This is a genomic window from Lactobacillus amylolyticus (assembly GCF_003999355.1).
Taxonomy (GTDB): domain Bacteria; phylum Bacillota; class Bacilli; order Lactobacillales; family Lactobacillaceae; genus Lactobacillus; species Lactobacillus amylolyticus.
In genome coordinates, this window is the sequence record NZ_CP031835.1 from 1,102,329 (window position 1) to 1,127,033 (window position 24,705).

Annotated in this window: 15 protein-coding genes, 1 tRNA gene and 5 pseudogenes; 5 read left to right on the forward strand and 16 right to left on the reverse strand. The window is 37.9% G+C overall.

The genetic code is table 11. The features are described from left to right. Position 1: 1 nt before the first annotated feature. The 3 genes from D0Z64_RS05625 to apf form a co-directional block, all read right to left on the reverse strand. Positions 2-730, reverse strand: a complete 729-nt coding sequence (locus D0Z64_RS05625; RefSeq protein ID WP_080881666.1) for a YSIRK-type signal peptide-containing protein — start codon at positions 728-730, stop codon at positions 2-4. Positions 731-993: 263 nt separating this feature from the next. Next, positions 994-2,709 (reverse strand): glycoside hydrolase family 3 protein, encoded by a 1,716-nt coding sequence (locus D0Z64_RS05630; protein WP_080881667.1) that lies wholly within the window; start codon positions 2,707-2,709, stop codon positions 994-996. A 516-nt stretch (positions 2,710-3,225) separates the two neighbouring features. After that, a complete protein-coding gene (gene apf, locus D0Z64_RS05635; protein WP_080881668.1) occupies positions 3,226-3,846 on the reverse strand; it encodes an aggregation-promoting factor in 621 nt (206 codons plus the stop codon). Between the two features lie 578 nt (positions 3,847-4,424). Between apf and D0Z64_RS05645 the strand changes: the two are divergent. Further along, positions 4,425-5,754, forward strand: a pseudogene (locus D0Z64_RS05645) (IS3 family transposase). A 178-nt stretch (positions 5,755-5,932) separates the two neighbouring features. On the opposite strand, the gene D0Z64_RS05650 reads toward D0Z64_RS05645, so the two are convergent. The 9 genes and pseudogenes from D0Z64_RS05650 to D0Z64_RS05690 form a co-directional block, all read right to left on the reverse strand. Then, on the reverse strand, positions 5,933-6,106 hold the full coding sequence (locus tag D0Z64_RS05650; RefSeq protein WP_006351752.1) for a zinc-ribbon domain-containing protein: 174 nt from the start codon (positions 6,104-6,106) through the stop codon (positions 5,933-5,935). Between the two features lie 353 nt (positions 6,107-6,459). Further along, positions 6,460-6,636, reverse strand: coding sequence for an ATP-binding cassette domain-containing protein (locus D0Z64_RS08805; RefSeq protein ID WP_406565682.1), 177 nt, complete (start codon positions 6,634-6,636; stop codon positions 6,460-6,462). 26 nt (positions 6,637-6,662) lie between these two features. Next, complete coding sequence (locus tag D0Z64_RS05660) at positions 6,663-7,067, reverse strand: adenine-specific methyltransferase EcoRI family protein (protein WP_080881669.1); 405 nt, start codon at positions 7,065-7,067, stop codon at positions 6,663-6,665. Positions 7,068-7,341: 274 nt separating this feature from the next. Further along, a tRNA-Thr gene (locus tag D0Z64_RS05665) sits at positions 7,342-7,414 on the reverse strand. Between the two features lie 51 nt (positions 7,415-7,465). Then, a pseudogene (locus D0Z64_RS05670) lies at positions 7,466-8,159 on the reverse strand (putative ABC transporter permease). A gap of 44 nt (positions 8,160-8,203) precedes the next feature. Then, entirely contained in the window at positions 8,204-8,962 is a 759-nt protein-coding gene (locus tag D0Z64_RS05675) for an NADPH-dependent oxidoreductase (RefSeq protein WP_080881670.1), read from the reverse strand. Between the two features lie 207 nt (positions 8,963-9,169). Continuing rightward, positions 9,170-11,401: a DEAD/DEAH box helicase gene (locus tag D0Z64_RS05680; protein ID WP_080881672.1), complete on the reverse strand. Its 2,232-nt coding sequence runs from the start codon at positions 11,399-11,401 to the stop codon at positions 9,170-9,172. Positions 11,402-11,412: 11 nt separating this feature from the next. Further along, a complete protein-coding gene (locus D0Z64_RS05685) occupies positions 11,413-12,744 on the reverse strand; it encodes an ATP-binding protein (RefSeq protein ID WP_080881673.1) in 1,332 nt (443 codons plus the stop codon). 14 nt (positions 12,745-12,758) lie between these two features. Next, positions 12,759-14,585 carry a TerB N-terminal domain-containing protein gene (locus tag D0Z64_RS05690; RefSeq protein WP_080881674.1) on the reverse strand — a complete coding sequence of 609 codons (1,827 nt, stop codon included), beginning with the start codon at positions 14,583-14,585 and terminating at the stop codon, positions 12,759-12,761. Positions 14,586-14,736: 151 nt separating this feature from the next. Here D0Z64_RS05690 and D0Z64_RS05695 point away from each other — a divergent pair, with 151 nt between their 5' ends. After that, positions 14,737-16,395 (forward strand): phosphoenolpyruvate carboxykinase (ATP), encoded by a 1,659-nt coding sequence (locus D0Z64_RS05695; protein WP_080881675.1) that lies wholly within the window; start codon positions 14,737-14,739, stop codon positions 16,393-16,395. A gap of 90 nt (positions 16,396-16,485) precedes the next feature. Here D0Z64_RS05695 and D0Z64_RS05700 read toward each other — a convergent pair. Continuing rightward, a pseudogene (locus tag D0Z64_RS05700) lies at positions 16,486-17,208 on the reverse strand (carboxymuconolactone decarboxylase family protein). Positions 17,209-17,342: 134 nt separating this feature from the next. Between D0Z64_RS05700 and D0Z64_RS05705 the strand changes: the two are divergent. Next, a pseudogene (locus tag D0Z64_RS05705) lies at positions 17,343-18,201 on the forward strand (IS982 family transposase). Between the two features lie 186 nt (positions 18,202-18,387). Here D0Z64_RS05705 and adhE read toward each other — a convergent pair. Then, positions 18,388-21,012: a bifunctional acetaldehyde-CoA/alcohol dehydrogenase gene (gene adhE, locus D0Z64_RS05710; RefSeq protein WP_127345728.1), complete on the reverse strand. Its 2,625-nt coding sequence runs from the start codon at positions 21,010-21,012 to the stop codon at positions 18,388-18,390. Between the two features lie 294 nt (positions 21,013-21,306). Here adhE and D0Z64_RS05715 point away from each other — a divergent pair, with 294 nt between their 5' ends. Further along, positions 21,307-22,680, forward strand: coding sequence for an amino acid permease (locus tag D0Z64_RS05715; protein WP_127345729.1), 1,374 nt, complete (start codon positions 21,307-21,309; stop codon positions 22,678-22,680). Positions 22,681-22,772: 92 nt separating this feature from the next. Next, positions 22,773-23,201 (forward strand): annotated as a pseudogene (locus D0Z64_RS05720) (transposase); the annotation flags it as partial. A gap of 85 nt (positions 23,202-23,286) precedes the next feature. On the opposite strand, the gene D0Z64_RS05725 reads toward D0Z64_RS05720, so the two are convergent. Both D0Z64_RS05725 and D0Z64_RS05730 read right to left on the reverse strand, forming a co-directional pair. Continuing rightward, positions 23,287-24,237 carry an ROK family protein gene (locus D0Z64_RS05725; RefSeq protein ID WP_127345730.1) on the reverse strand — a complete coding sequence of 317 codons (951 nt, stop codon included), beginning with the start codon at positions 24,235-24,237 and terminating at the stop codon, positions 23,287-23,289. Between the two features lie 98 nt (positions 24,238-24,335). Continuing rightward, positions 24,336-24,704, reverse strand: coding sequence for a DUF956 family protein (locus D0Z64_RS05730; RefSeq protein WP_006351858.1), 369 nt, complete (start codon positions 24,702-24,704; stop codon positions 24,336-24,338). Between the last annotated feature and the right edge of the window lies 1 nt (position 24,705).

Consider the following 24,705-nt stretch of genomic DNA (forward strand, 5'->3'; position numbering starts at 1 on the left):
CTTAAGTAAGCCATTTATTATTTTGATCAACATAGTAAACAGTCAAAGCATTGTCTTTATTAAATTCAACGTTAGCGGCTTTGTCAGTGTCAACTTGCAAAGTCTTGTTTTGACGTCCAGCATCATTTGTCCATGAATTGATCATCAAACTAGCAATATCTTGCCAACTATTAGGATTGTTGTCACCTTTAGTACCAATTTGAATATCTTTCTCACTAACATTCTTAAGAGTTAAATGAGCTTCAATGTCTTCATCATCTTTGGCATTTAAATCAGCAGTGTTAATCTTGCCAGCAACTGCTGAATGAACTTCTTCAGTTTGGTTGCTATTCTTATTCTTCGCACTAATAGAATAATCATATTCAACTGAATTCTTATCATTAACACCTACAATTGAAGCATTGTCTTTACCTTGACCACCAGCCTTGTTAGCTTGTGCATCAGTATTTGAAGCCTTAGTAGTTTCAGCTTGAGCATTTGCACTTTCTTCTGCCCCAGTCTTTGCAGAAGAAGTGTTATCTACATCTTTGTTATTTGGATTGGAATTTGATTCAACTACTGCAGCCTGACCTCCTTTGCCTTCAGCAGCATGAACCTGATTACCATTTACACTTAAGAATGCAAGTCCTAATAAAACAGAAGCAGCACCAACAGTTAACTTTCTAATTGAAAAGCGTTGTCTCTCATTTGCTTGGTTTAAGGACAATTGTTTTTTATTTCTCCCTAACATATCTTCAGTCTCTCCTTATTACTCTGCTATATTTATCTCTTCATTCCTTACACTGCTTATAATAACTTGTGTTATTTATAATACAAGCAAAAAAGTGTCGAGAACGTTGATCTAAAGATAACTGCGGGCACTTTTTCATCATCAAAAAGTACCGCTGTTTTTGTCATTAAATGTGACTAGTGCCTACTAATATTGAGCTTTTAATAAAAAACAGTTTAGAAGAAAAATTCCTCTAAACTGCCGATTTTCATTGAAAAATTTTTTTATTTTCTTTTTACAATAACGCTCTTAGGACTATAATCTCCGTTATTTTGGGCGTCGACCATGACCTTTTGTTCCCTTTTAGAAGTCAAAACAGTGGCCGAGAATTTGCCATCTTTACCCACAACAACGGAATTTAATGTCTTATTGGTTTTGGCATCCCACATCACAATCGTTAATGAACCTTCTTCGCCAGGATCAGAAACCTTGCCTGAAATTGTAGCTACGGTGTGTTTCTTATTATATTTAACCTTATTCAAAGTAATGGTCTTCTTCACCGTCGTCTTCTTTGCAGCTTTCATATGAACGTTCACGCTAAGGTATCCATCGCTACTTAAAATAAAGTTTTGTGCTTTTGCTTGAAGCGGCACGTTAATCTTGAATTGACCCTTCTTATTAGCATTGGTGTTCTTGCCCTTCTTGGTATCCGTACTAATCAAGCTAACTTTGGCATCTTTTTTGGCCGTTCCTGAAACAGTTGCCAGACCGTTTTTGTAAGTCACTGAATTTAATTTAAAGAAGCGTTTATTGTTCTTTTTGACCTGCAAATCGCTTGCTGAAAGAATTCCCAGCCTGTTCTTCATTGTCAAGATACGTTTGACTGAACGATCGATTTGCTTTTTGGAAATTTTGCCCTTCTTAACAGCCTTTTCAATTGCTGGAATTGCCTTAGCATAATCAGCTGACATCAGCATATCGTTGCCAGCTTTGACGGCTAAAACTTCAACGCTTTCATTGCCATGTTTTTTAGCAAAATCTTGAATTGCTCCCATTTCCAGCGCATCAGTGACAATGACGCCTTTAAAATTGCAGTCCTTGCGCAGCATTGTAATGATTTTTTTAGAAAGAGAAGCTAGATAAACCGGATCAATCTTGTCATAAATGACGTGGGTCACCATCACAGAATCAGCCCCAGCTTTAATTCCAGCCTTGAATGGCAAAATATCGCTTTTCATCAACTGCGACTTAGTTTTAGTCACATAAGCAAAACCAGTATGCGTATCAGCCGCATCCCCATAGCCTGGGAAGTGCTTCAAAGTGGCGGCTACCAAATGATTATGCTGCCAAGCTGGTACCACTTGCTTGATGTAGTTAGCGACAGCACGATAACTATTTTTACCCATTACACCGCCAAAACCACGCTGATAAATAAAAGAACTGGGATCATCACTGTAATCTGCGTCAGGTGCATAATTCCAATTGATCCCTAATTTATGAAGAAGCGTCGCATTTTCACGCGCATATTGCACAACTGCTTTCATGCCGCTTCCCTTTTGAGCATTTTCAGCATCTTCATATTGATCACGCGGGAACTTGAATTCATCACCATTTTGTTTAGCCAAACCGCCGTGGGTTAATCTTGAAACTGAGCCGCCTTCTTGATCAATGCCAATTAAAAGTGGCAATTGAGCAGCCTTTTGATAATTAGCAATTTTGCTCTTAAATTGGGCATCGGTATAATTCTGCATATCTGCATCGTAAACGATGTAGCCGCCTAAATTGTATTGATAGGCATCACGTTCAGCCTGACCAAGCTTTTGCGGGGTACGAGCAATGAACATTTGTCCAATTTTTTGGTGCAAGCTAGCTTTTTTAATATAATTATCGATCTGCTTAGTCGACGCTGCTTGAACAGTGTTAGCACTAGCCCCGCCTAAACAAGCGGCCAGCGTCATCCCTGCTATAGCAGCAGTAACTGCTTTTTTGAAAAATTTCATTCTAATGTCCTCTTAGCATTATCACGAAAGCGTTCTTTGTTGCTTTCAGTTTATCTGCTCGGGCAGCTTTTGTTAATAACAGGAAGATTACAAAAAATGACCCCAAAGCAACTTGCTCTGGAGTCATTTCTTGTAAGGTATATTGTTTCGGATTTATAAATGAGCTAGAGAAGAATCAAAATATTTTTGATTCAAGTTAATCATAGTTCAGGTTATTTTTTAGTCAATTAATATGCTCAAACCTTTTCCTAACGTAACGCATAATCTTAGCTTATTAGAGCATACCATTTATATAAGTTTATTATTTTTTCATTTTAAATAAAATAGTGAAATAACCAAAATTATCGCTTTGCTATCTTTTTTACTGAATCTCTTAAAATAAACTTGCTTTTGCAAACTATCATCAGCTCTCAAACAAAACATATACAAATGAAAAAAGCATCTTTGCTCATGTTGAGTAAAGATGCCTTTTTTATTCTGAATTTTTAGCAGAATTAATTAACTGAGAGCTTTTAATTAGTACCAGCCATGTGCTTGCCAGAAGCTCTTAGCATTAACCCATGAACCGTAACGGCTGTAAACATATTGATCAGCAACCTTTTCTTGGTTAGCAGCTGAGTAGTCACCACCAAGGTATGAAGCTGATAATTGATACTTACCTATGTATTGACCATTTCTTGCTGAGTAAGAACCACCTGATTCTTGGTTAGCAATCCAAGCTTTAGCACTAGCTTCTGAACCAGTTGCAGTTGAAGTGTATGAACTGGTAGTTGAAGTTGCGTAGCTAGTAGTAGAAGTTTGGTTTGATTGAGTAGTTGAAGCAGTAGTTGTTGAAGTAGTAGTTTCAACCTTTACCCATTGGTTCTTGCCAAGATCGTACCACTTATTGCCTTGATTGTCGTAAGCAGTCTTGATAACCTTCCAGTTAGTATTTGCTGCTAAAACTTGACCGGTAGCAACACCGTTTTCGTAGTTGTTGTATACAATAGTTGATTTAGTAACGCGGTAAGTAGCAGCGTCATTTTGAACAATGGCAGCTTGTGCCTTGTTTGAGTTAGTGCTGTTGATCGTAACGATACCTGCAACAGATAATGCAGCAACAGCAATAGTTTTTGTCAAGATAGATTTAAGTTTCAAAAAATTTCCTCCTTAAAAATAAAAGTTTTTGATTTTTTCTAAATTGAAATACTTCGTCTGTCTTTCAATTGACATGCTATATATTACAGGGAAAAAGTTTCAGAACGATAACAGAATTATCACTCGCAGATTAAGAAAATTTTACCTTAAATAATGTATTGTAATATTTGTAACATAAATGTAGCAATTGCTTTTTGGCTAGAAATCCGATTATATCAAGCTTTTCCCATTCTTTTGTATAATGAAAGCACGTACGTTTGCATCTAGCAACTGAATCAGCTTTTGCAATATTTGGCAACATTCTTGCAAAGAAAATCCGTGACTTTTAAGAATTCTTTGTTGTTTCTAGCCGATTTGACCTATAATATAAATGAAATTCTAAAAAGCAAGGTAAATTCTATGGCTAAATATGAAGTTAAATTGTCTGAAGAAGATTTACAAATCATCAAGGATTGTCATTCAAAGAACCCTTCAATCATGAAGGCTATGAATGATGCTAAAAAAGTAGAAGATTAATTAAAAAAGTCCTGCATTGTGATATGAGACCTAAAAGTTAGACAACTTTTGGGTCTTTTATTATGTCTAAATTATCTAAACAACAAAAACTAGAGTTATATCGTAAATGGAAACATGAAGGATATTCTTTTAATGAATTATCATGTCAAGAGAATTTGAGTCGTTCTACTCTCACGTATCTTTTAAAACTAATTGATAAGTATGGTGCTAAAATATTAGATCAGCCAAATAAAAAATATTCAAAAGAGTTTAAAGAAGCGGCCATTGCCAGAGTATTGAAACATCAAGAATCAGGCATTCAGATATCATTAGAACTTGGTTTAAGAAGTCGAGGTATGTTAGTTAATTGGGTGCGAGAATACAAAGAAAATGAGTATAATGTCGTTATCAGAAAGAAAGGACGGCCTTCTGCCCATGACAAAGAGCAAAAAGAAGTCGCACAAGAAACTGGAAGCCGAGATCAAGCAGCTGAAGCAGGAAAACTTCGAGCTGCGTATCAGAAACTCTTATATAAAAAAACTAAGCGCCTTGGATCAGAAACATCAGAAGAAATAGCCCAGGCAATCACTGAACTAAGGCAGGAAGAACATTTAAGCTATGATCAGCTGGCCAAAATTATTACCAAAGACCAATCATTGCCCTGGATTGCTCGCAGCACTTATTACTACACTTTGTCCAAGAAAACAGTTAAGTGCAAACGTCCTGCACTGCTGGCAAAGATTAATCACATTTTCGAACACCATAAAGGGCGCTATGGCTACCGCAGAATTGCACTGCAAATGCGGCGCGAGAGCTCAAAAGTAACTGACCGGACGGTTAGATACTGGATGCATAAAGTTGGGCTTAAAGGAATTAGACGCAACAAGCGCAAATATTCCAGCTACAAAGGAACTATTGGCAAGATTGCGCCCAATTTGATCAAACACAACTTCTTTGCTATTCGGCCTAACATGAAGTGGCATACGGATATTACTGAATTTCACTTCTTGACGGCTGCGCAGGCGATATCGTTGCTTATTCAATTTCTCGTCATCCAGACATTCAATGCTTCATAAAGCCTTTAAGAAGCATCCAGCTTTAAATGCACTAACTTTTCATTCTGATCAGGGCTGCCAGTATCAAAGCCCGATGTATCAGCACGAGCTAAAGCTTCATGGCATTACCCAAAGCATGTCCAGAAAAGGCAATTCTCCTGATGATGGGCTGATGGAGAACTTCTTTGGCCTTCTAAAAACAGAGCTGTTTTACGGCCAAGAATACAAATATCACAGCTTAAAACAGCTCAAGGAAGCTATTGAAAAATATATCAAATACTATAACGAAGAAAGGATAAAGAGCAGACTAAAAGGCCTGACTCCGAATGAATATCGGAATCAAGCCTTAATGAATTAGTCTATAAATGTCCAACTTTTACGTCTCAGTTCATAAAAGATGAAGTTTTTAAAAGTTACTAAAAACAAGTAATAGTCGTCTTCGGACGGCTATTTTTTAGAAATTTGTAAACATAGTTAAAATAATAAAAATTAAATTAAGGCAAATAAAAAAGGAGACCCTGAGGCCTCCCCGAAAACTATCTATAATTATTGTTGCTGAAGTTTCTTCTTTTCTGTTTTCTTGCTTTTCTGCATTCAGGACATCTCTGAGGTTCGTTTTCGAAACCTTTTTCCTTGTAGAATTCCTGTTCACCCTCAGTGAATACGAATTCCTTGTGACAATCTTTACATACTATAGTTTTATCTGACATTTAAATACTTCCTCTTCATTATGGATTAAACTAATTAAGGTTCATATCATATCTCCAAAAATGAAGAGTGAAATGCACAAAAATTGATTAAACCATCGATTTACTAACACAACAGTTACTATATCATATGATTTAAAAAAATGCAAGAAACATAAAAAATTTTTTATTATATGATTTTTCCATCTTGAACTAATATGGTTCGAGTGCTGTATTCAGCAGATTTTTTTGAATGAGTTACCATTATTATAGTTTTTTTCTTTTCTAAATTTATTTTTTGCAACAGTTCCATTATTTCTGTTCCGGTTTTTGAATCAAGATTTCCGATTGGTTCATCTGCAAGGATTACTTCAGGGTTATTTATAAGGGCACGAGCTTATTGCAACACGCTGTTGTTGACCTCCTGAAAGTTCATGCGGAGTATATTTACGCCTGTTTGAAAGCCCAACAATGTCAATAATTTCATCAAGCTCTTTTTTACCATCGAGAAGAATCGGAAGAAGTATATTTTCCTCAACATTAAGATTGGGGATGAGATTATAAAATTGAAATACGAAACCTACATTTTTACTTGGTTGAGCATTTTTTCAACATCTTCAATGTTGAATCTACCATCATGATTAAAATCTACTACATGAGTTAGATCAATTTTATATGCTTTACTCGAAGTATTAGTAACTTGATTTTCATCATCAAATAAAGATAGCTGAGTATTTACTACAGGACTTGAATCATAACTTGTAGCAATTAATCTTTTTAAACCAAAGTCATTAAAATGAACTGCAAAGAATTTGAAAAAGTTACTTTCAAAAGGATCGTCAGCAGGCAATAAAATAGTTTTATCCCTAAACATATTTTTGTTGTATTCAAGGTATGCATTTACTTCTTTTTCTATTTCTTCCCATCTTGTATAAAATTCATCTTTTTTAGCTCTTTTTGCTTCAGTCAAATTTTTATTTGCCATTAAAATACCTCATATAATCTTTATAAATATATTTTACAGCAAATCCTTATAATTTTTATATTGATACACAAAAAGACCCTGACCTACTTTCATAGATAAGAGTCTTTATTCATTATTCCACTCTCAAAAAACCGCGTGCAAAAATTGCACTTTAACAAAAGAACAGAGTGCACTTATTGTGCATCATTTACCTTTACGCAAAAAAATTAACCTTAACTTATCTTCGCAAAACGTTAAAAAATCAAGGTTAATCAAGTAAAATTATACTTTTTTATGCCGAATGGCAGAATCGAACTGCCGACCTCTTCTTTACGAGGGAAGCGCTCTACCGACTGAGCTAATTCGGCATCACTCGTAACAAGAGAATTATACCAAAAATGTCAGTCAATGTACAAATCCTATTTTAATAATCCTCGCTTGATCAAATCCTGTTTCAAATTCTCAAAGCGCTCTGCATCATCAAACTTCATCTTCGCAAAACTATTGATCAAACGCCGCTGGTTCCAACTCAATCTGCGTTTTGGCCGAATCTCATCAATATGTTTAATCATATCTTCATGCCAATTAGCCAAATTCTTTCCGAGCTTCCAATCATCAGTAGTCTGTTCAACACGTGCGTGCAACTTATCAAGTCGCGCATTGATCCTTTCATTCCACATCTGTGTCGTAGCATGAAATCTTCTAACACTGATAATCGTAAGAACAAGGTCGGTCCCCATCCCTACAACAATCATCGCTGCCAAGGCACCATGCGTCTTCATTTCTTCCCAATTGATCACTTTTTGAATAAAAGGCTGCATGAATTTTACCAAAATAACGACGCCAAAGCCCCAGAATAGCGAAATCACAGGCGCAACTCTGCCTTGAATGTTGCCCCACAAATTTGAATAATCCCATAAGATCATGTGGAAAACTTTTTCCAAAAATAAACTAGCAACAAATTCAAACAAGCTCGCAACAATACGACCCAAATAAGAAGCCACGGTAATCATAATGACCATCTTTTAATGAACGATAGACCATTTCCCAGAGCCAGCCAACAACTGAATAAGTAAAAAATAAGACAATAATCTCAGAAAGTGAATATGGCATACCATTCCTCCTGAAATTATTGTCTCATACAATCTTTTATTTGCCTATTTCCAATCTAAGCAAAGTCCTTGCTCGTGCAGAAGCTCCGGCAATTCATCCCGGTCAGTCTTATGATTATTAAGTTTGGCACCTGTGATTTGTTTAGTAAAAGAATCAATTCTTCTATTGGCATCCCGTAAATCATAATAAGTAGTAACTACTTGATCGTAGTCAGCTAAATCTTTGACATCAAAGTCCTTGTTATACTTGTCTTCAAAACAGGTAAATTTAAGCGGCAGACGCGGCTTTAATTGTGGTTTCTGATCAGGCACGCCAACTTGCATCCCCAAAACTGGGAAAGTAAGCTTAGGCAAATCAAGCGTTGCCAGCATCTTCTTTGGATGATCATTAACTGTCCCAAGAGGAACGTAGCCCAAATCCATGCTTTCCACAGCATTAGCCACATTCTGAAAAGCTAAGATAGTATCTTCCATTGCCTGAAAGAAAATATCAGTAGTGTGAACGCGACCATCATCTTTGCCCAATTGCTGGCGAATTTGCTGATTACGGTACAAATCAACGACAAAAATAAACAAGTCGCCTTCAGCACCAACATATTTTTGATTGCACAACTCTTGGATCTTTTGTCTTTTAGCAGGATCAGTAATGTGGAGCAAGGAAGCATTTTGCATGAACATGCTGGTTGCTGTATGTTGAAAAACTGTGTACAAAGTTTTGAGCTGTTCTGGCGATAAAAGCTGATCTTTAAATTTTCTGATTGAACGGTGATTGATTTGCTTATCGATAGTTGAATTGTGAATCATAAAAATGCCTCTCTTCTTTACTTACTTATTGTTAGTTTACTATTTTTGATAAATTTTGTATTGGTGCGCATCAATTTTATCCACTTTTCATATAATTCTTGATTCATTTTAACCACCATATTAGTTAGGTGCCTTATCAATTTAGCATCATCACTGAATCTTTTCAAAGAAAAAAGATGATAAAAGCAAGTTTTATCATCTTTATGATCAATTATTTTCTTTAAACATTGCATTAACGCATTTTTTCATTTCTTTAATATCTAATACGCTGTATGCAAATTCTTTTCTAATTAATTTATCTGGCAAATATTCGTCATATTTGTCAAAAACTGGAACTTCTTTGGGATAAACCAAATCCATGGGATCAAAATCCTTTTCCGCTTCTTCGTGCAATATTTTGTAGAATTCATCAGCATCTGCGTCCATCGCAAACTCCATAAAATATGGTCTCGAAGAATTGAAGCCACGCAAATTTAGGCGGTCTGCGCATTTGATTCTAAGCAGTCTTTCCAATGCCAAAAAAGCATAAGAACCAGTCCAAGGGAAAAAGACCCACATATTGCCACCTAAACTAATCAGTTGCTTTTCAGGCAAGCCCGCAATATTGCAAGTATCGCGCATTTGTGTCAATCGTGCCTTGGCATTGTTAAGCAAATATGGATACATCGTTTTTTCAGCTAAAACTTTCCGCATCCTGTGCAAAATATGGGGATGAATATCTCCTGGCACATCGCCAAAGTAGGCCGGAATTCGCCCATCAACGCCATGGCAATATACCTGATGGCGCTTGCGATCGATATCTTCAACTACCCAAACGCGTCCGGCAATTGCGATCTTGTCACCGACTGGAGGCGGCTTAACAATGGTACCTAATTCTTCGCTTCCGGCATGAACGCTGAATTCTTCATTCTCTTGGAAAACTGCGTAAAATTTGAAGTTATTCACAACTTTTTCACCGGCTAAGCCCAGAATCAAACCACCATTTGCAGTGCGCTCGATTTGGTTTGTTTTCAATAAATGCCACAGCAAAATTTTGTAATCATCTTGACTAACATTATGAAAATAAGCCAGCGATAAAACACGTGAAGCCAGTTCAGCAGGACTCATTTCACCGCTAGATGCCAAAGTGCTCATCGTTTGGTGATAGAGCAAACTATATGGCAACCGATTCGGCTCAGGGGGTTCGACCCATTTTTCTTCTAAATATAGCTGCACAAGCGCGATTCCTTGAAGTAAAGACCAGGGAATCAAATCCGGCAGCATTGCCCGTGACTCTGGGTGCTCTTCGCGCATAACAAAGTGCATCTCCGGTGGATTGCCTCTTCTGCCCGTTCGTCCCATTCTTTGCAAAAAACCAGAAACGGTGAACGGCGCATCGATCTGAAAAGCCGATTCTAGTTGTCCAATATCGATCCCTAATTCTAGAGTAGCCGTTGCACAGGTAGTCATGTAAGAATCCTCGTCCTTCATTGCCTGTTCGGCTGTTTCTCTTAATGCTGGCGACAAGTTTCCGTGGTGAATTAAAAAGCGATCTGGCTCATGATTATATTGACAATATTCTCTGAGCTGCTGACAAACCGCCTCACATTCTTCACGACTATTGGTGAAGACCAAACATTTTTTGCCACGAGTATGTTCAAAAATATAGCCAATTCCAGGATCAGCCAGTGCCGGTGCTTGATCGGCTTTCGGAGCACCCACTTCACTAGGATCAAAATCTTTATCCCCAGCTTGTGGATTAGTTTGGTAAAAATGCTCCATCGAAAGCCGCCAAACCTGTTTTTGATTTTGCACCTTTGGTGCAACGGTTTGATGTTGGCTGCTGGCGCCAAGGAATTCTGCTGCTGCCTTTAAATTGCCGATTGTTGCTGACAGGCCAATTCTTCTGGGGTTTACGCCTGCCAACTTGGACAGCCGTTCTATTAGGCAAAAAGTTTGCCCACCACGATCGCTGCGCAAAAAAGAATGAAGTTCATCAATGACGATAAATTGCAATCCATGAAAGAGATGCGGAATGTCCATATGTTTATTAATCATAAAGCTTTCTAATGATTCCGGCGTAATTTGCAAAATACCGGAAGGCTTTTTTAACATTTTCCGCTTTTGCGATTGAGCTACATCCCCGTGCCAGCGCCAAACTTTAATATTTGTATCCTGACACAAGTCAGTTAAACGATCATATTGATCATTAATCAATGCCTTGAGTGGTGCAATATACAGTACTTGAATTGAATCTGCTGGTTGCTGCGCTATTTTGGACAGAATCGGGAAAAATGCAGCTTCAGTTTTTCCTGATGCTGTTGAAGCAGAAAGCAAGACATTGTGATCAGTGGTAAAAATCTCTTCCGCCGCTGCTACCTGAATCGGACGCAAAGTTTGCCAACCATGCTCGTAGATATAGTCCTGGATAAATGGTGCATAATGATCAAAAACGTCCATGATTCATTCCTTTAAATAGTAAATTCAGTATAATCATCATCTTTATTATCAGAAACTGCTTCTGATTTTGCATAAGAGAACTGCTCTGAATTGAGCAGATCTTCAATTTTGGTCTTTGGATTCTGCCAAACAATATCAAGCAATTCGATAAAGTCTCTGATAATCTCTCGCGGAGTGATATTCGTATCTGCACCGATTCTAGCATATTCGATTTTAATAAATTTAGCCAAATCGTCATCCGTAATCGTACGCTCATAGCCGTAAAGTCCCGCATGCATATCTGCCAATTTTTCCGTCAAAACCAGCATTTCTTCCGCAGTTAACGGCTCAAGCTTGATAACCGGAGCGTACATGTCCCGGGCACCATCTTGTGCAAATTTTCCTTCGGCTAGTCTAGAACGCAAAGCTTCATACGAATAAACGCCCCGCCGCCGATCTTCTACAGCTTGCGGCGTACCAGCCATAATAATTCCCAGATATTTTGCCTTGCCCTGCAAAGTATCGTTGTACATCGTCAAAATTTTTTCATAGTTATATTGGCGACTGATTGAGTTGGGGATCTTAAAAATATTTATCAATTCATCAATCATCACCATTAAGCCGCTATAACCAGCCTGTCTAAAGAAAGATGCAAACAGCTTCAAGTATTCGTACCAATCATCATCGGAAATAATTACGCTAACTCCCAGCTCCTTTTTGGCTTCGGTTTTATGCGTATATTCACCTCTAAACCACTTGATCACTTTTGACTTGGTTTTATCATCATCGGCCATATAAGCGTGGTAATACATATTCAATAGTTTGGCAAAGTCAAAACCATGTACTAATTCATTTAAATTAGAAATAACCGCATAAATTTTTTTATCGACTTCCTGCTCAAACTTAGGATCAGCATCATTTAGCCCGGTCTCCTGTGCTACTTGAGTTTGCACAGAATTTATCCACCGATCCAAAATCAAAGTTAGCGCACCACCTTCGGGACGAGTCTTTGTGGACAAGTTTTGAATTAATTCTCGATAAGTAGCCAAGCCTTGTCCCTTCGTTCCCTGCAAGCGTCTTTCTGGTGACAAGTCGCCATCAACAACGACGAAATTTTTATCCATGACATAATTGCGAATCGTTTGCAGCAGGAAGCTTTTTCCGGAGCCATAACGTCCAACGATAAAACGAAAAGAAGCTCCACCTTCTGCAATAATATCCACATCATGCAGCAATGCAGCAACTTCATCCTTGCGGCCTACAGTGATATAAGGCAGACCAATTCGCGGCACTACTCCACCTTTAAGCGAGTTTAAAACTGTTTGTGCAATTCTTTTGGGAACGCGCCGTTTTTTCTCTGGCATTAATTATTTACCCCCTAAAAAATTTCTTTTAAATCTGGAAGATAGTCTTCAATAATTTCTGGTTGATTATTTTCGTTAAAATCAATGACAGCATCCCCGATCTCATCGAACAACTTATCATTAATTCCGTCAGCTAAAATTGAAACCATTAGGTGATGCTGTTTAATGTAGCTTTGCCAATCTTCATTATTAAGAAGGCCCATTAACAGATGCATTTCATCTTTAGTTAAACCATAATTGTTTTCCGTCTTCAAAGTTTCTGATTTCTTTGGCAAAACAGGCTGCTGACTTTCTTCTTTTTCAAGCTGCTTTTCTTCATCTATCAGTAAACTATCACGTGTCTCTGATGCATCAGCTCTGATTTGATCAAGATTAGCAAAATTGATTTTGATATGGGGTCTCTTAGCTTCCTCAACCTGCTTTTGATATTCAGCAATGCCATCAGCAATTGCTTGTAAAAACTCTTTTTCGAGTTTTCGCGGTTTTAATTTTTGACCAAAATGCATTTTTTCTCGAAGCAGACGATCCGTTTCATGCAAAAAGGCGTTCAGTTCACTTTTTTGTCTTTTTATAGGAAACAAACTGCTGCAATACCATTCCTGATTTTGATAAAAGTACTTTCTTTCTGAATCAACAACAAGTGGTTCAAAGTCATGATTTCGCCAATAAAAAACTGCTCCGGCAAATAAGTTCTCAACCAGCAGATGTCGCTGAGCGATATATTTACTAAAGAAATCTTGACCGTTTTTCAGCTTGGCTTGCAATACAACCTGCCAAATTTCTTTAAATACTTGTTCAAACTGCGGACCCATTTTTTTAGCAGTGACATTTTTATCCAAATAAGTCGAAAAATGCTTCACTGCAGCAAGCAATTCATGAGCAGAATAATCCTCTGGATGAAGCAAGATATGATATTGCAAGTCTTGCTTCAATTCATCTGCAAAAACCAACTGGTTCTTTTGCGGCAAATGATAGTACAAAACATAGTCTTTAAGCCATTGCTTGAGGTAGGACTCAAGTTCTAAGCCAAATTTCTGCACATAATTTTTCTGAAAAATACGCAGCTGCTTAAACCCTTCCGCCGGATCATCGATTCCAACATTGTTCAGCAATTCAAAGACATAGACAAAGGCATACGAAGTGCTGGTCTTTTCATACTCTCCGCTTCTAATTTTTTGCCGCCAAGTAAAATATGTACGCAATTGTGGCACCGTCATATCATGAAAGGCTGGATAGTAGCGTTTAAACACAACAGGATTTGGGTAATTGTCTTGATAATTTTTCATCAACTGTGCTTGATGGTAAAAATTTTTGGCCTTCCCTTTTGCAGGCAAAATACTGTAATCGTAACTGGCCCGCATTTTTTGAATTGCCGCCGGGACATCTTGCTCATGTTTTTTTGCCAGGGTCTTGTCTCGTGATTTAATCGCCTGTGCCTGATATTTTTCATCGGCTGCTTCACCAGGAACGTAAATAAACGGCTGCCGATCAATTGCCTTGTCCTCTTCTCCATTCATCGCCAATCTAAAGGCATAATCAAATGCATTTTCAATTGCATCCCGATGAACTTGATTCAACCACACACCAACCCAATCGCTGATTTTTAATCTAAATGGCGTTGAAAATCCTGGCAGATCCCGAATCATATCAGAAAAACTGCCGCAACGTAAATCCAGCGTCGCAATGAAATGGTCACCTTGTCGAATACGCGACATCATTGCAAAATATGATCCATCAACTGGTGATTTTAAGAGGTATAACTCGGTTGATCCGGGAACTGCCGGAAAAAATTTTAAGCCATATTTTTTAAAAACAAACTTGCTTAAATCGTTGAAATTCAAAGCTACCGACCCTCTTTTCCGTACGTATGTTCTATTATTATAACAGGTTATTTTATTTTTTGAATTAATGTTATCAAAATATGTTATTATAGATGTGTTGATAAATAAAACCGCTTTCATATAGATAGATAGAAGGAGGAAATACGGTAATATGAGTACAAAGGAACGTTATTCTCAAGACGAATTAAGAAAAGCAAATCCAATGTTTAGTCGCGTTCGCGCTACCATTGAAAGTGCTTTTTATGGTAACAATGTTCACGAAGTAACTAGTGTTGCTGAAGCTTACAATTTAGCTAAAAAACAATCAGGTGTTATTGTAACTGACTTGCCAATTTTACATACTAAAGAATTAGGCTTGCCACAAGGTGCAACCCAATTAGTTTACAACCACGGCAAGATTTTGGGCAGAACTGCCAGTGCTCGTCACTTCACTGACGATCCTAAGGAAGATGCAGAAGCATTAGCTGGCAACTTGCGTGAAGATATTTATGCCGGTCATGAGCAAAAGTATTTAAAAGCTACTGTTTTGGTAGGTCTTGACCCAACATTTGCTGTTAAGGCTCACGTTATGATGCCTGAAGATCAAGCCTTCAACCTGCTTTCATACATTTTGAACTTCCACTTCTTCGATGATGAAGTTGCTGAAATGTACAAGAAGTCAAAGGTTTATAACGAACCAGACATCTACTTCTACTTCGATCCAAATGTAACTGATCCAGACTACCCAAAGGGCTTAGGCGTCTTTGACGCTCCACATAACTGTGCTGCTGTCTTCAACCTTCGTTACTTCGGTGAATTGAAGAAAGGTACTTTGACTTTAGCTTGGGCTATCGCTCACCGTCACGGCTACACTGCTTGCCACGGTGGTGAAAAGTCATTCCACTTCACTGATAAAGACGATAAAGTATTCGCATTCTATGGCTTGTCTGGTTCAGGTAAATCAACTTTGACCCACGAAATGTACGATGGCAAGTATGACATTACTGTTTTGCACGACGATGCCTTCATTATTTCACGTGAAGATGGTTCATCTGTAGCTCTTGAGCCTTCATACTTCGATAAGACTCACGACTACCCAGCAGGTCACCACGAAACCAAGTACTACACCACAATTATGAACTGTGCCGTAACTCAAGACGAAGACGGCAAGAAAGTAATCGTAACCGAAGACTTGCGGAACAACAACGGTCGTGTTATCAAGACTCGTTACACTAGTCCTCACCGTGTTGACTTCGAAAAAGCTCCAATCACTGCTTTGTTCTGGATTATGAAAGACGGTTCATTACCACCACTTTTGAAGATTGACGACCCAGTTTTAGCAACAACTATGGGTTGTACTTTAGCTACTAAGAGAACTTCAGCAGAAAACTTGCCTAAGGGCTTCGATATGAACACTTTGGTTATCGAACCATTCGCAGACCCATTCCGTGCTTATCCAGTATCTGGCGACTACACAGACTTCAAGGAATTGTTCACTAAACGTGGCGCAAGCTGCTACATCTTGAACACTGATGCATTCATGGGCAAGGACGTACCAAAAGAAGTTACTAAGAAGATTATTGAAGACTTAGCTAACGGCTCAATCACTGATAGCGACCTTAAGCCATTCGGCAACTTCAAAGGCGTTTCATACTTGCCAATTGATGGCTACGAAGTTCACTTAGACGATCCTGAATACCAAAAGACTTTAGCAAGAAGAATGCAAGATCGTCTTGATTGGCTCAACAACTACGATAAGGAACACCCAGCAACTCCTATCCAAGATGAAGCCAAGGAAACTTTGGAGAACATTATTAAAGAATTAAGCTAATAAAAATGCTAGTTTAAAATATTTTCTTAATGATTACGAAAAAAATCGACTAAGTAATTGAACTTAGCCGATTTTTTATTTGCCTAAAATTTAACCATTGATTGCTTTATCCGCTTCATTAATAATTCTAATTGCATTTAAGCTTCTTGGATACCCAATAAATGGTTCATTTTGCAAAACAACCTTGGTTAAGAATTCCTTGTCATTTCCCAACCCAATATTTGCCTTAGAGTGAGCTAAAAGCTGTGGCTCTACTCCACCTTGAGCAGCTAAATAGCAAAATGTGATCATTTCACGATCGTTATCGTTTAAGCTCTTTCTGGTGTAGTAATCGCCGAAACAATTATCAACCAACTATTTATGAATGGTATCAATCTTAGAAAAGCCCTTCATTTGAGGCCCAAATAAGCGAATCTGCGTCTCTTCACCTTTTTCAAGACCGATTCATTGTAGTCGTTGCTTACCCTTCTAATGGCAATTTTACGCCTCGTGCAGTCAAGATATCATTGTTTGCCTTGAAGAATGGCAAAACTCTGCTTAAACCCAAATAGTCAGGAGCTTGATACAAAACTTCTTTTGCCTCAACTGGACTAACACTGTTGTCTAAGGCACCTGGCAGAATAATTTTGTATTCATCTAATCCTTGACAGCCTAACAATTAAGCCAACGTACTCAACATTTTGGTTCTGTCTGGCAAATCTACATCGTTTGTACTTCATCAAAGGCAAAGTGATTAATTCTTTCGAGAGCTTCTGGATCTGTTTTTGCAAGCAAATTAGCATGTGCTGCTTGAGCTTCATCTTTAATTGACATTTTATACCCCACCTTTGCTAAAAAATATTTTCACTTTAAGCGTGGTGCTAGTTAAATCGTTTTAGTTAACAAAAAAAGTCCAATCTTGTTAGACTCGACTTGTAAACATATTAATAGAAAAGAGTCTGACTAGATTGAACTACCCTAAGCTTAAGCGTTTTTCTCATCCTAACACAAGTTAGTTTTAGTCGTTTAAATATAATTTGTCGCTGTTTGTACAAACTTTATGCACCAGATGCATTAAAGCAAAGACGGAATATCAATCGATGTAAAATATCTGACAGTTCTATTCTGGCCTTGCTTATTTGGCAGGCTTCATTGGGCGTTGAATCTCAAAGAAGATTTTGTGAAAAGCTTGTTAATTTATCTCACTCTCGCTTTAATCGCAGAGCACGCATGCTTTTGCCATTGATCTATTTAATTCGACACGGCCTTAATGAGGAAGTAGATCTGTCAGGCGACATTTTGATTATTGATAGCTTTCCTGTGCCAGTCTGTCAGCCAATTCGCAATCGTCGAGCAAAGATCTTTCGCGGCTATGCCGATATTGGCTATAAGGCAACCAAAAAAATCTATTATTATGGTTTTAAGGTTCACGCTATTGTTAGCGACGACGGCTACTTGCTAGATTATATCGTAACCAAGGCCTCAGTTCATGATGCTAAGGAAACAGTAGAACTGATTACTAACGCTCATCCTGACAATCGTTACCTTTTAGGCGATGAAGGATATTTGGGCAAAAACCTGCATCAGCGCTTAGAGCAAATGGGCTATACGCTTTGGACACCATATCGTAAAAATATGAAGAATGCTCCAAAGCACAATAAGCACTATTTAATGGCACTCAGAAGGACCATCGAGAGTGATTTTTCGCTTTTGTCTTACTACAACGCTGAAAATAATCGAGCTAGAAGTTTAGCAGGTTTTCAAGAGAGACTCGAAGTTGCCATTTTAGCTTATAATATGGCATATTGTCTAGAACGATTTAACTAGCACCACGCGTTTTCACTTTATATTAAAGCCCATTTTGTAGCACTTGAGAAATAATTGTTTTTGATTTCTAATCATAATTTTTATTTATAAAAAAAGAAACCATGACACTGAGCCATGATTTCTTTTTTTATAAGTTTTTTAAACTTCAGAATTGGAATTCAGGTATTTATTAAGTATTACGCGATTTTACTTATTAGAAATTCCCTTACCGTCGTAACAATCCTTCATCAAGTCAACGATTTGGTTGATCAGTGGTGCAACTGGGTTAGTAACAGTGTTTTGATCACCGTAAGCCTTAACAGCCAATTCATCAACCTTGTCTTCGAATTGCTTCTTGTCAACGCCGTAATCCTTGAAGGCCAACTTAATGTCAACTGAGTGAGCCAATTCGATGATCTTGTCTACCAATTTTTCAACTAATTCGTGATCAGTTGTACCAGTTAAGCCAAGAGCTCTAGCAATATCAGCATAGTCTTTTTCAGCACGGTAAACTGAGTAATTAGGCCACATAGCAAGCTTTTCTGGGCGCTTTGCATTGAAGCGAATTACTTGTGGCAATACAATTGCGTCACTTACACCACTTGGAATGTCAAAGGTTGAACCAACTGTGTGGGCAATTGAGTGTTCCAAACCAAGGAAGGCGTTTGAGTAAGCCATACCAGCAATAGTTGCGGCATCGTGCATTCTCTTACGTGCATCCAAGTCGCCATCGTATGAAGCCTTCAAGTTGCCAAAGATGATCTTGATAGCTTCTAATGACCAGCCACGAGTGAAGTCAGTAGCCATAGTTGAAACATAGCTTTCAATTGCGTGACCCAATGCTTCGAAGCCGGACCATGCAATCAAGCGTTTTGGCAAAGTTTGAACAAATTGATCATCAACGATTGATACATCTGGAGTTAAAGCGTAGTCACACAAGGTGTGCTTAATGCCACTCTTAGCATCGCTGATAACGGCAATTGGTGAAACTTCTGAACCAGTACCTGAAGTAGTTGGGATACATACAAGTTGGACGCCGTTAATTTTTGGGAAGCGAACTACTCTTTTTCTGATATCCAAAAATTTTTGGTAAGCTTCTTCAAAAGTCATGTCTGGGTTTTCGTAGAACAAACGCATAGCCTTAGCTGCGTCCATTACTGAACCACCACCGATGGCAATGACAACATCTGGCTTGAAGATGTTCATTCTGTGAACACCGTCTTTAATTACGTCAGTATTTGGATCAAGAGTTACAGCCTTGAATACTTCGTATTCCTTAGCACCTCTACGCTTAGAAATAATATCAGTAATTTCATCAGCAAAGCCTTGATCTGCAACACCTTCATCAGTAACGATGAAGAAGCGGTTTACATTTGGCATGTGACGTAAGTAGTTAGCAGCGTTGTGTTCGAAGTAGGTCTTAGCTGGAACTTTTACCCATTGCATGTTGTCACGACGCATAGCAACTGTCTTGATGTTCAAGAGGTCTCTAGCACCGATGTTGTGTGAGAAGGTGTTGGCACCGTATGAACCAGTACCTAAAGTCAATGATGGGAGCATGTTGTTGTAAAGGTCGCCGATACCACCTAAGGCAGCTGGTGAGTTAACCAAGATACGACAAGCATCCATCTTCATTGCAAATTCATCAATGATCTTCTTATCACTTGAGTGAAGACCAGCGGTGTGACCACGACCACCATAGTTAATCAGGTCAGTACAAATCTTGAAGGCATCATCATGGTTCTTAGCACGATATAAAGTGAAGACTGGTGAAAGTTTTTCCGCTGAAAGTGGGAATTCTCTACCAACACCATGGTATTCAGCGATGATAACCTTAGTGTCTTTTGGAACATCAACACCACAAAGCTTAGCAATTTCATAAGCTGACTTACCAGCTACAGGACCTGCAACAGTACCACGTCTTGGGTCAATGAAGTGTTGTTCAAACTTCTTAATTTCTTCCTTTTTTAAGAAGTAGCAGTTCCACTTCTTGAATTCTTCCTTAACTCTGTCGTAGATTTCTGTATCAACAACAACTGAGTTTTCAGAAGCACAAACCATACCATTATCGAATGTCTTTGATAAAACGATATCGTAAACGGCACGTTCAATATTAGCGGACTTTTCAATATATGAAGGACCGTTACCAGGACCAACACCGATAGCTGGTTTACCAGATGAGTAAGCAGCCTTAACCATGCCTGGACCACCAGTAGCTAAAATAGTTTGAACTCCTGGGTTAGTCATCAAGTCAGTAGTTGCTTGCAAACTTGGTTCTTCAATCCATTGAATTGCGTTCTTTGGTGCACCTGCAGCTTCAGCAGCCTTTTGAAGGATTTTACCAGTTGCTACACAACATTTTTGAGCTTGTGGGTGGAAGCCGAAGATAATTGTGTTTCTAGTCTTTAAAGCAAGCATTGCTTTGAAGATAACGGTTGAAGTTGGGTTGGTTACAGGGGTAACACCAGCTATAACACCCTTAGGTTCAGCAATCTTTACCAAACCTTGTTCTTTATCTTCATCAATGACGCCAACAGTCTTTTCGTGACGTAAGCTGTTCCAAATGTTTTCACTAGCATACATGTTCTTGGTGGTTTTATCTTCAAGAACACCACGACGAGTTTCTTCTACAGCCATTTTTGCTAATGGGTAGGCATTTTGTTCACCGGCAGTAGCAATTGCTTCACAGATTTTATCAACTTGTTCTTGAGTGAAGTTGGCCATTTGATCCAAAGCAACATGTGATTTCTTTACTAAGTCATCAACCATGTCGTAAATTTGTTTATTCTTTTCTTCTTCAGACATTGTCTCTTTTTGTTGTGTCTTAGCCATTTACAATTACCTCTAAGATTTACTAATTTTGTGAACTAATTTACAATATTGACTATATCACTTTCACCAAAAAAGTAAATGCTAAAAGCACATCTTTCAGGGATGCACAAGCAAAGCCAATCTTAAGGCTATTTTAGGGAATTAAGCATGGAAGCGCTTACTAAATATCTTTGTTTGTGAATTAACAAACTTATATTTTTTAAATTTTTTTAAATCATGATTGAAAACTACTATCACAAAACAGAGATGATAAAATAATACTATATTGTTTTAAATTATAATTGGAGCGATTAAATGAAAAACGATGATGTGCAAACTAACGCAGGCTATAAACGAACCCTTAGCAACGCCCATATTCAGTTGATTGCCCTGGGTGGCACAATTGGTACTGGCTTGTTCTTAGGAGTTGGTGATAGTATTCACCGGGCCGGACCTAGCGTAATCTTGATTTATATTATTGTCGGTATTTTTCTTTTCTTTCTAATGCGTGCTTTAGGTGAATTGATCATGTCCGATTTAAGCAAGCATACCTATATTGATTTCATTGAAAAATATTTAGGAAAAAACATCGGCTTTATCACCGGCTATTTATACTGGATAAGTTGGATCACCTTAGGAATGGCCGAAACCACAGCTTTGGGAGTTTACTTTAAATATTGGTTTCCGAGTTTAAAACCCTGGCTTCCGGGACTCATCACGATTGCTGTTTTATTAGTAATCAATTTGATTTCAGCAAGAGTATTTGGCAATTTGGAATTTAGCTTTGCTATTATCAAAATCATTACCGTCATAGCCTTCGTGCTTTTGATTTTTTGGCTTTTATTATCCGGTGGCAAAACTAGTTTTGGTCCTGTTGCTTTTTCTAATCTTGATAGTAACGGTGGATTTTTTGCCCGTGGCGGAAAAGGATTTTTGCAAGGTTTTCAAATGGTAATTTTCAGCTTTATCGGGGTTGAATTAATCGGTTTGACGGCAGCAGAAACTCAAAATCCACGCGTTACTCTGAGAAATGCGATTAATCAATTGCCAGTAAGAATTATTTTGTTCTATGTTTTGGCTATCTTGGCAATCCTGTTGGCAATTCCTTGGAATAAAATTTCAACTAATTCTAGTCCCTTCGTTCAAGCTCTTGGGGCCACTGGGATTAGAAATACCAGTTCGATTATCAATTTCGTAGTTATTTCCGCTGCTATTTCTTCAACAAACAGTATTTTATACGGTGCAGGACGACTCTTATTCTCAGTAACTTTCCATGGCAAAGGAAAATGGAATCAAACTTTCGGTCACTTATCACACAGGCAGCTGCCGCAAAATGGTTTAATTCTGTCAGCAATTTTGATTGGTTTGGCGCCATTACTTACTTTGATAATCGGCGATCAAGCCTTCAATTTCATCTCTTCTACTTCCACTAGCATGTTCTTAATCATTTGGTGTCTTATGGTTTTAACGCATATGTCCTACCGCAAGCAGACGCCAGAAGATCAATTGAATGATTTTAAAATGCCCGGTTTTCCATATTTGGATTGGGTCATCTTATTGTTCTTCGTAGCAATGATTATCTTGCTGTTGATCTTACCAAGCTACCGTATTCCAATGATTGCTGCAATTTTAACTTTTGTGATCCTTTACATCATCAGCAAAATTTGGAATAAAGAGAAAGAAATATAATAAAAAGGCTCTATCAATATCGGAATCAAACCTTAATGAATTAGTCTATAAATGTCCAATTTTTACGTCTCAGTTCATCATTGACCGCTTCCGATGATTTGGACAAGATTCATCCGCGCTACAATTGGCACTACAAGGATTCGCTTACTCAGGAGCAGATTGTTATGCAAGAAATTAGTCCTAATACGACGCTGGAAAATGCATACAATCTAATGCAGGATTTCTTTACAGCCTTAGAAGACAATGACAGTCAGAAGCTTAAAAGAATCATCTGCTCAAAAGAACCGGTGGGCGGTCTAATGCATAAAACGCTTTTAACGTTCAAGCATAATTTAAAGGCCGTATTAAACGGAGCACAGTCAGGCTATTCCAATGGCTGCCTAGAAGGCTTCAACCGCAAGATTAAACAAATTGAACGAACTGCCTTTGGTTATTCTGATTTTATTAATCTCTTAACAAGAATCAGACTGGAAGAAAACAAAGTCAAAGAAAAAGGATCAAGCAATTTATTAATTGCTTAATCCTTAAACTTTGCTCTTCATCAACAGGAATTTACAAAGAGCCATAATAAAAAAGACGATGATTATTTTTAAGTCATCGCCTTTTTTATCTGATTAAGTTAAGTTCTTCATCAACCTGATTATGCTTTTTATCATACTGTGTCAACAACGCATATAATGCACCATAAAGATTGGCACTATTTCTGAACTTTGCTTGCACAACCTTAGGCCGGGTAAATGTTTTGCTCAAGACTGGATTGGCCAACATCAATTTATCATATTGGCGATTTATCTCACGAATTAAAATCATCTCAGCACTTACCCCACCGCCAATTGCTACCTTTTCAACATCAATCACGGCTTGCAAATCCATGATTAACTGTGCAACTTGATAGCAATAATTTTCAAAAATTTCTACAGCTTGAGGATTTCCATGAATGATTTCTTCAAAAACGCGTTTGCCATCTTTTTTATCAGGTAAATCAAGGGTGGTAGCGATTTGCTCAATCATTTTTACAGCAGAACAGGTATTGCCAATAATAGTGTTTTGCCCGCTTCCACTGCTTCTGAAATGATCTAAAACAAAACTAATCTCTCCGGCTTGGAAATGACTGCCACGAATCAAATGATGATCTAAAATAATTCCACCGCCTACCATCGTTCCTAAAACGATCACAGCACTGTTTGAAACATCATTTAGCGATCCTAACCATAGTTCCGCCAAAGCTGCTGATTTGCCGTCATTTTCCACTCCTACAAGGATATGATATTTATCTTCAAGTGTTTTCTTAATAGTTGCGCCATTGAGAAAAGGAAGAGCGCCACCAAAATAGACCGTCCCAGTTCGTACATCTACTTTTCCTGGTACACTGACTGCTATTCCCTTAATTCTTTTTAAATTAGGCTGAATTATTTTGTCTAGAATCTGATAAAATTCATCCAAGCAATGACAATTTGATGGCACTTTATCATTGAACAGCAGGATGCCAGAATGATCTAAAATACCATACTTTATATTGGTCCCACCAACATCAATTGCTAAATAATCCGTTTTCATGAAAATCACGATCATTTCTTTTACTATCTAATGACTGTTTCAGCTTCATTATATTATAAAAAATAAGCTCCAACTGCTTTTGCAGAAGGAGCTTATTTTTATTTTTTCCTACGAGTGAAACGCTGTTTTAATCCCTGCCATAAAGAAAGAGATTTTCGCATATGACTTGCCGGAACGTACTTTCTAATTGCACGTAGAGACTTTTTAGGATCTTTTGTAGCAAAAATAAAGTTTCCATTCTGTCTCGTTCTGATCTCAAATCTTGGAATATATTTACCATGGAAATGGACATCAGCAACTACATACGTTACTTCATCCCAAGGAATTTGAACGAAGTCACCAACATTACGCTCATTATAAAATTCAAAAGCTTTATCGCCGATCATAACTTTTCCGTAAGACGGAATACCTCTAAACCAGGTAGCTTCGACAGCTAGATCGACTTTCGTATTGATCGATTTAACCATT

Bases quoted from the DNA above. Each gene is read 5' to 3' on its own strand.
- D0Z64_RS05650 (WP_006351752.1), bottom strand. From the start codon at position 6,106: ATGTCAGATAAAACTATAGTATGTAAAGATTGTCACAAGGAATTCGTA.
- D0Z64_RS05695 (WP_080881675.1), top strand. From the start codon at position 14,737: ATGAGTACAAAGGAACGTTATTCTCAAGACGAATTAAGAAAAGCAAAT.
- D0Z64_RS05625 (WP_080881666.1), bottom strand. From the start codon at position 730: ATGTTAGGGAGAAATAAAAAACAATTGTCCTTAAACCAAGCAAATGAG.
- D0Z64_RS05730 (WP_006351858.1), bottom strand. From the start codon at position 24,704: ATGGTTAAATCGATCAATACGAAAGTCGATCTAGCTGTCGAAGCTACC.
- D0Z64_RS05725 (WP_127345730.1), bottom strand. From the start codon at position 24,237: ATGAAAACGGATTATTTAGCAATTGATGTTGGTGGGACCAATATAAAG.
- D0Z64_RS05715 (WP_127345729.1), top strand. From the start codon at position 21,307: ATGAAAAACGATGATGTGCAAACTAACGCAGGCTATAAACGAACCCTT.
- D0Z64_RS05675 (WP_080881670.1), bottom strand. From the start codon at position 8,962: ATGATTCACAATTCAACTATCGATAAGCAAATCAATCACCGTTCAATC.
- D0Z64_RS05630 (WP_080881667.1), bottom strand. From the start codon at position 2,709: ATGAAATTTTTCAAAAAAGCAGTTACTGCTGCTATAGCAGGGATGACG.
- D0Z64_RS05680 (WP_080881672.1), bottom strand. From the start codon at position 11,401: ATGGACGTTTTTGATCATTATGCACCATTTATCCAGGACTATATCTAC.
- D0Z64_RS05660 (WP_080881669.1), bottom strand. From the start codon at position 7,067: ATGGCAAATAAAAATTTGACTGAAGCAAAAAGAGCTAAAAAAGATGAA.
- adhE (WP_127345728.1), bottom strand. From the start codon at position 21,012: ATGGCTAAGACACAACAAAAAGAGACAATGTCTGAAGAAGAAAAGAAT.
- D0Z64_RS05685 (WP_080881673.1), bottom strand. From the start codon at position 12,744: ATGCCAGAGAAAAAACGGCGCGTTCCCAAAAGAATTGCACAAACAGTT.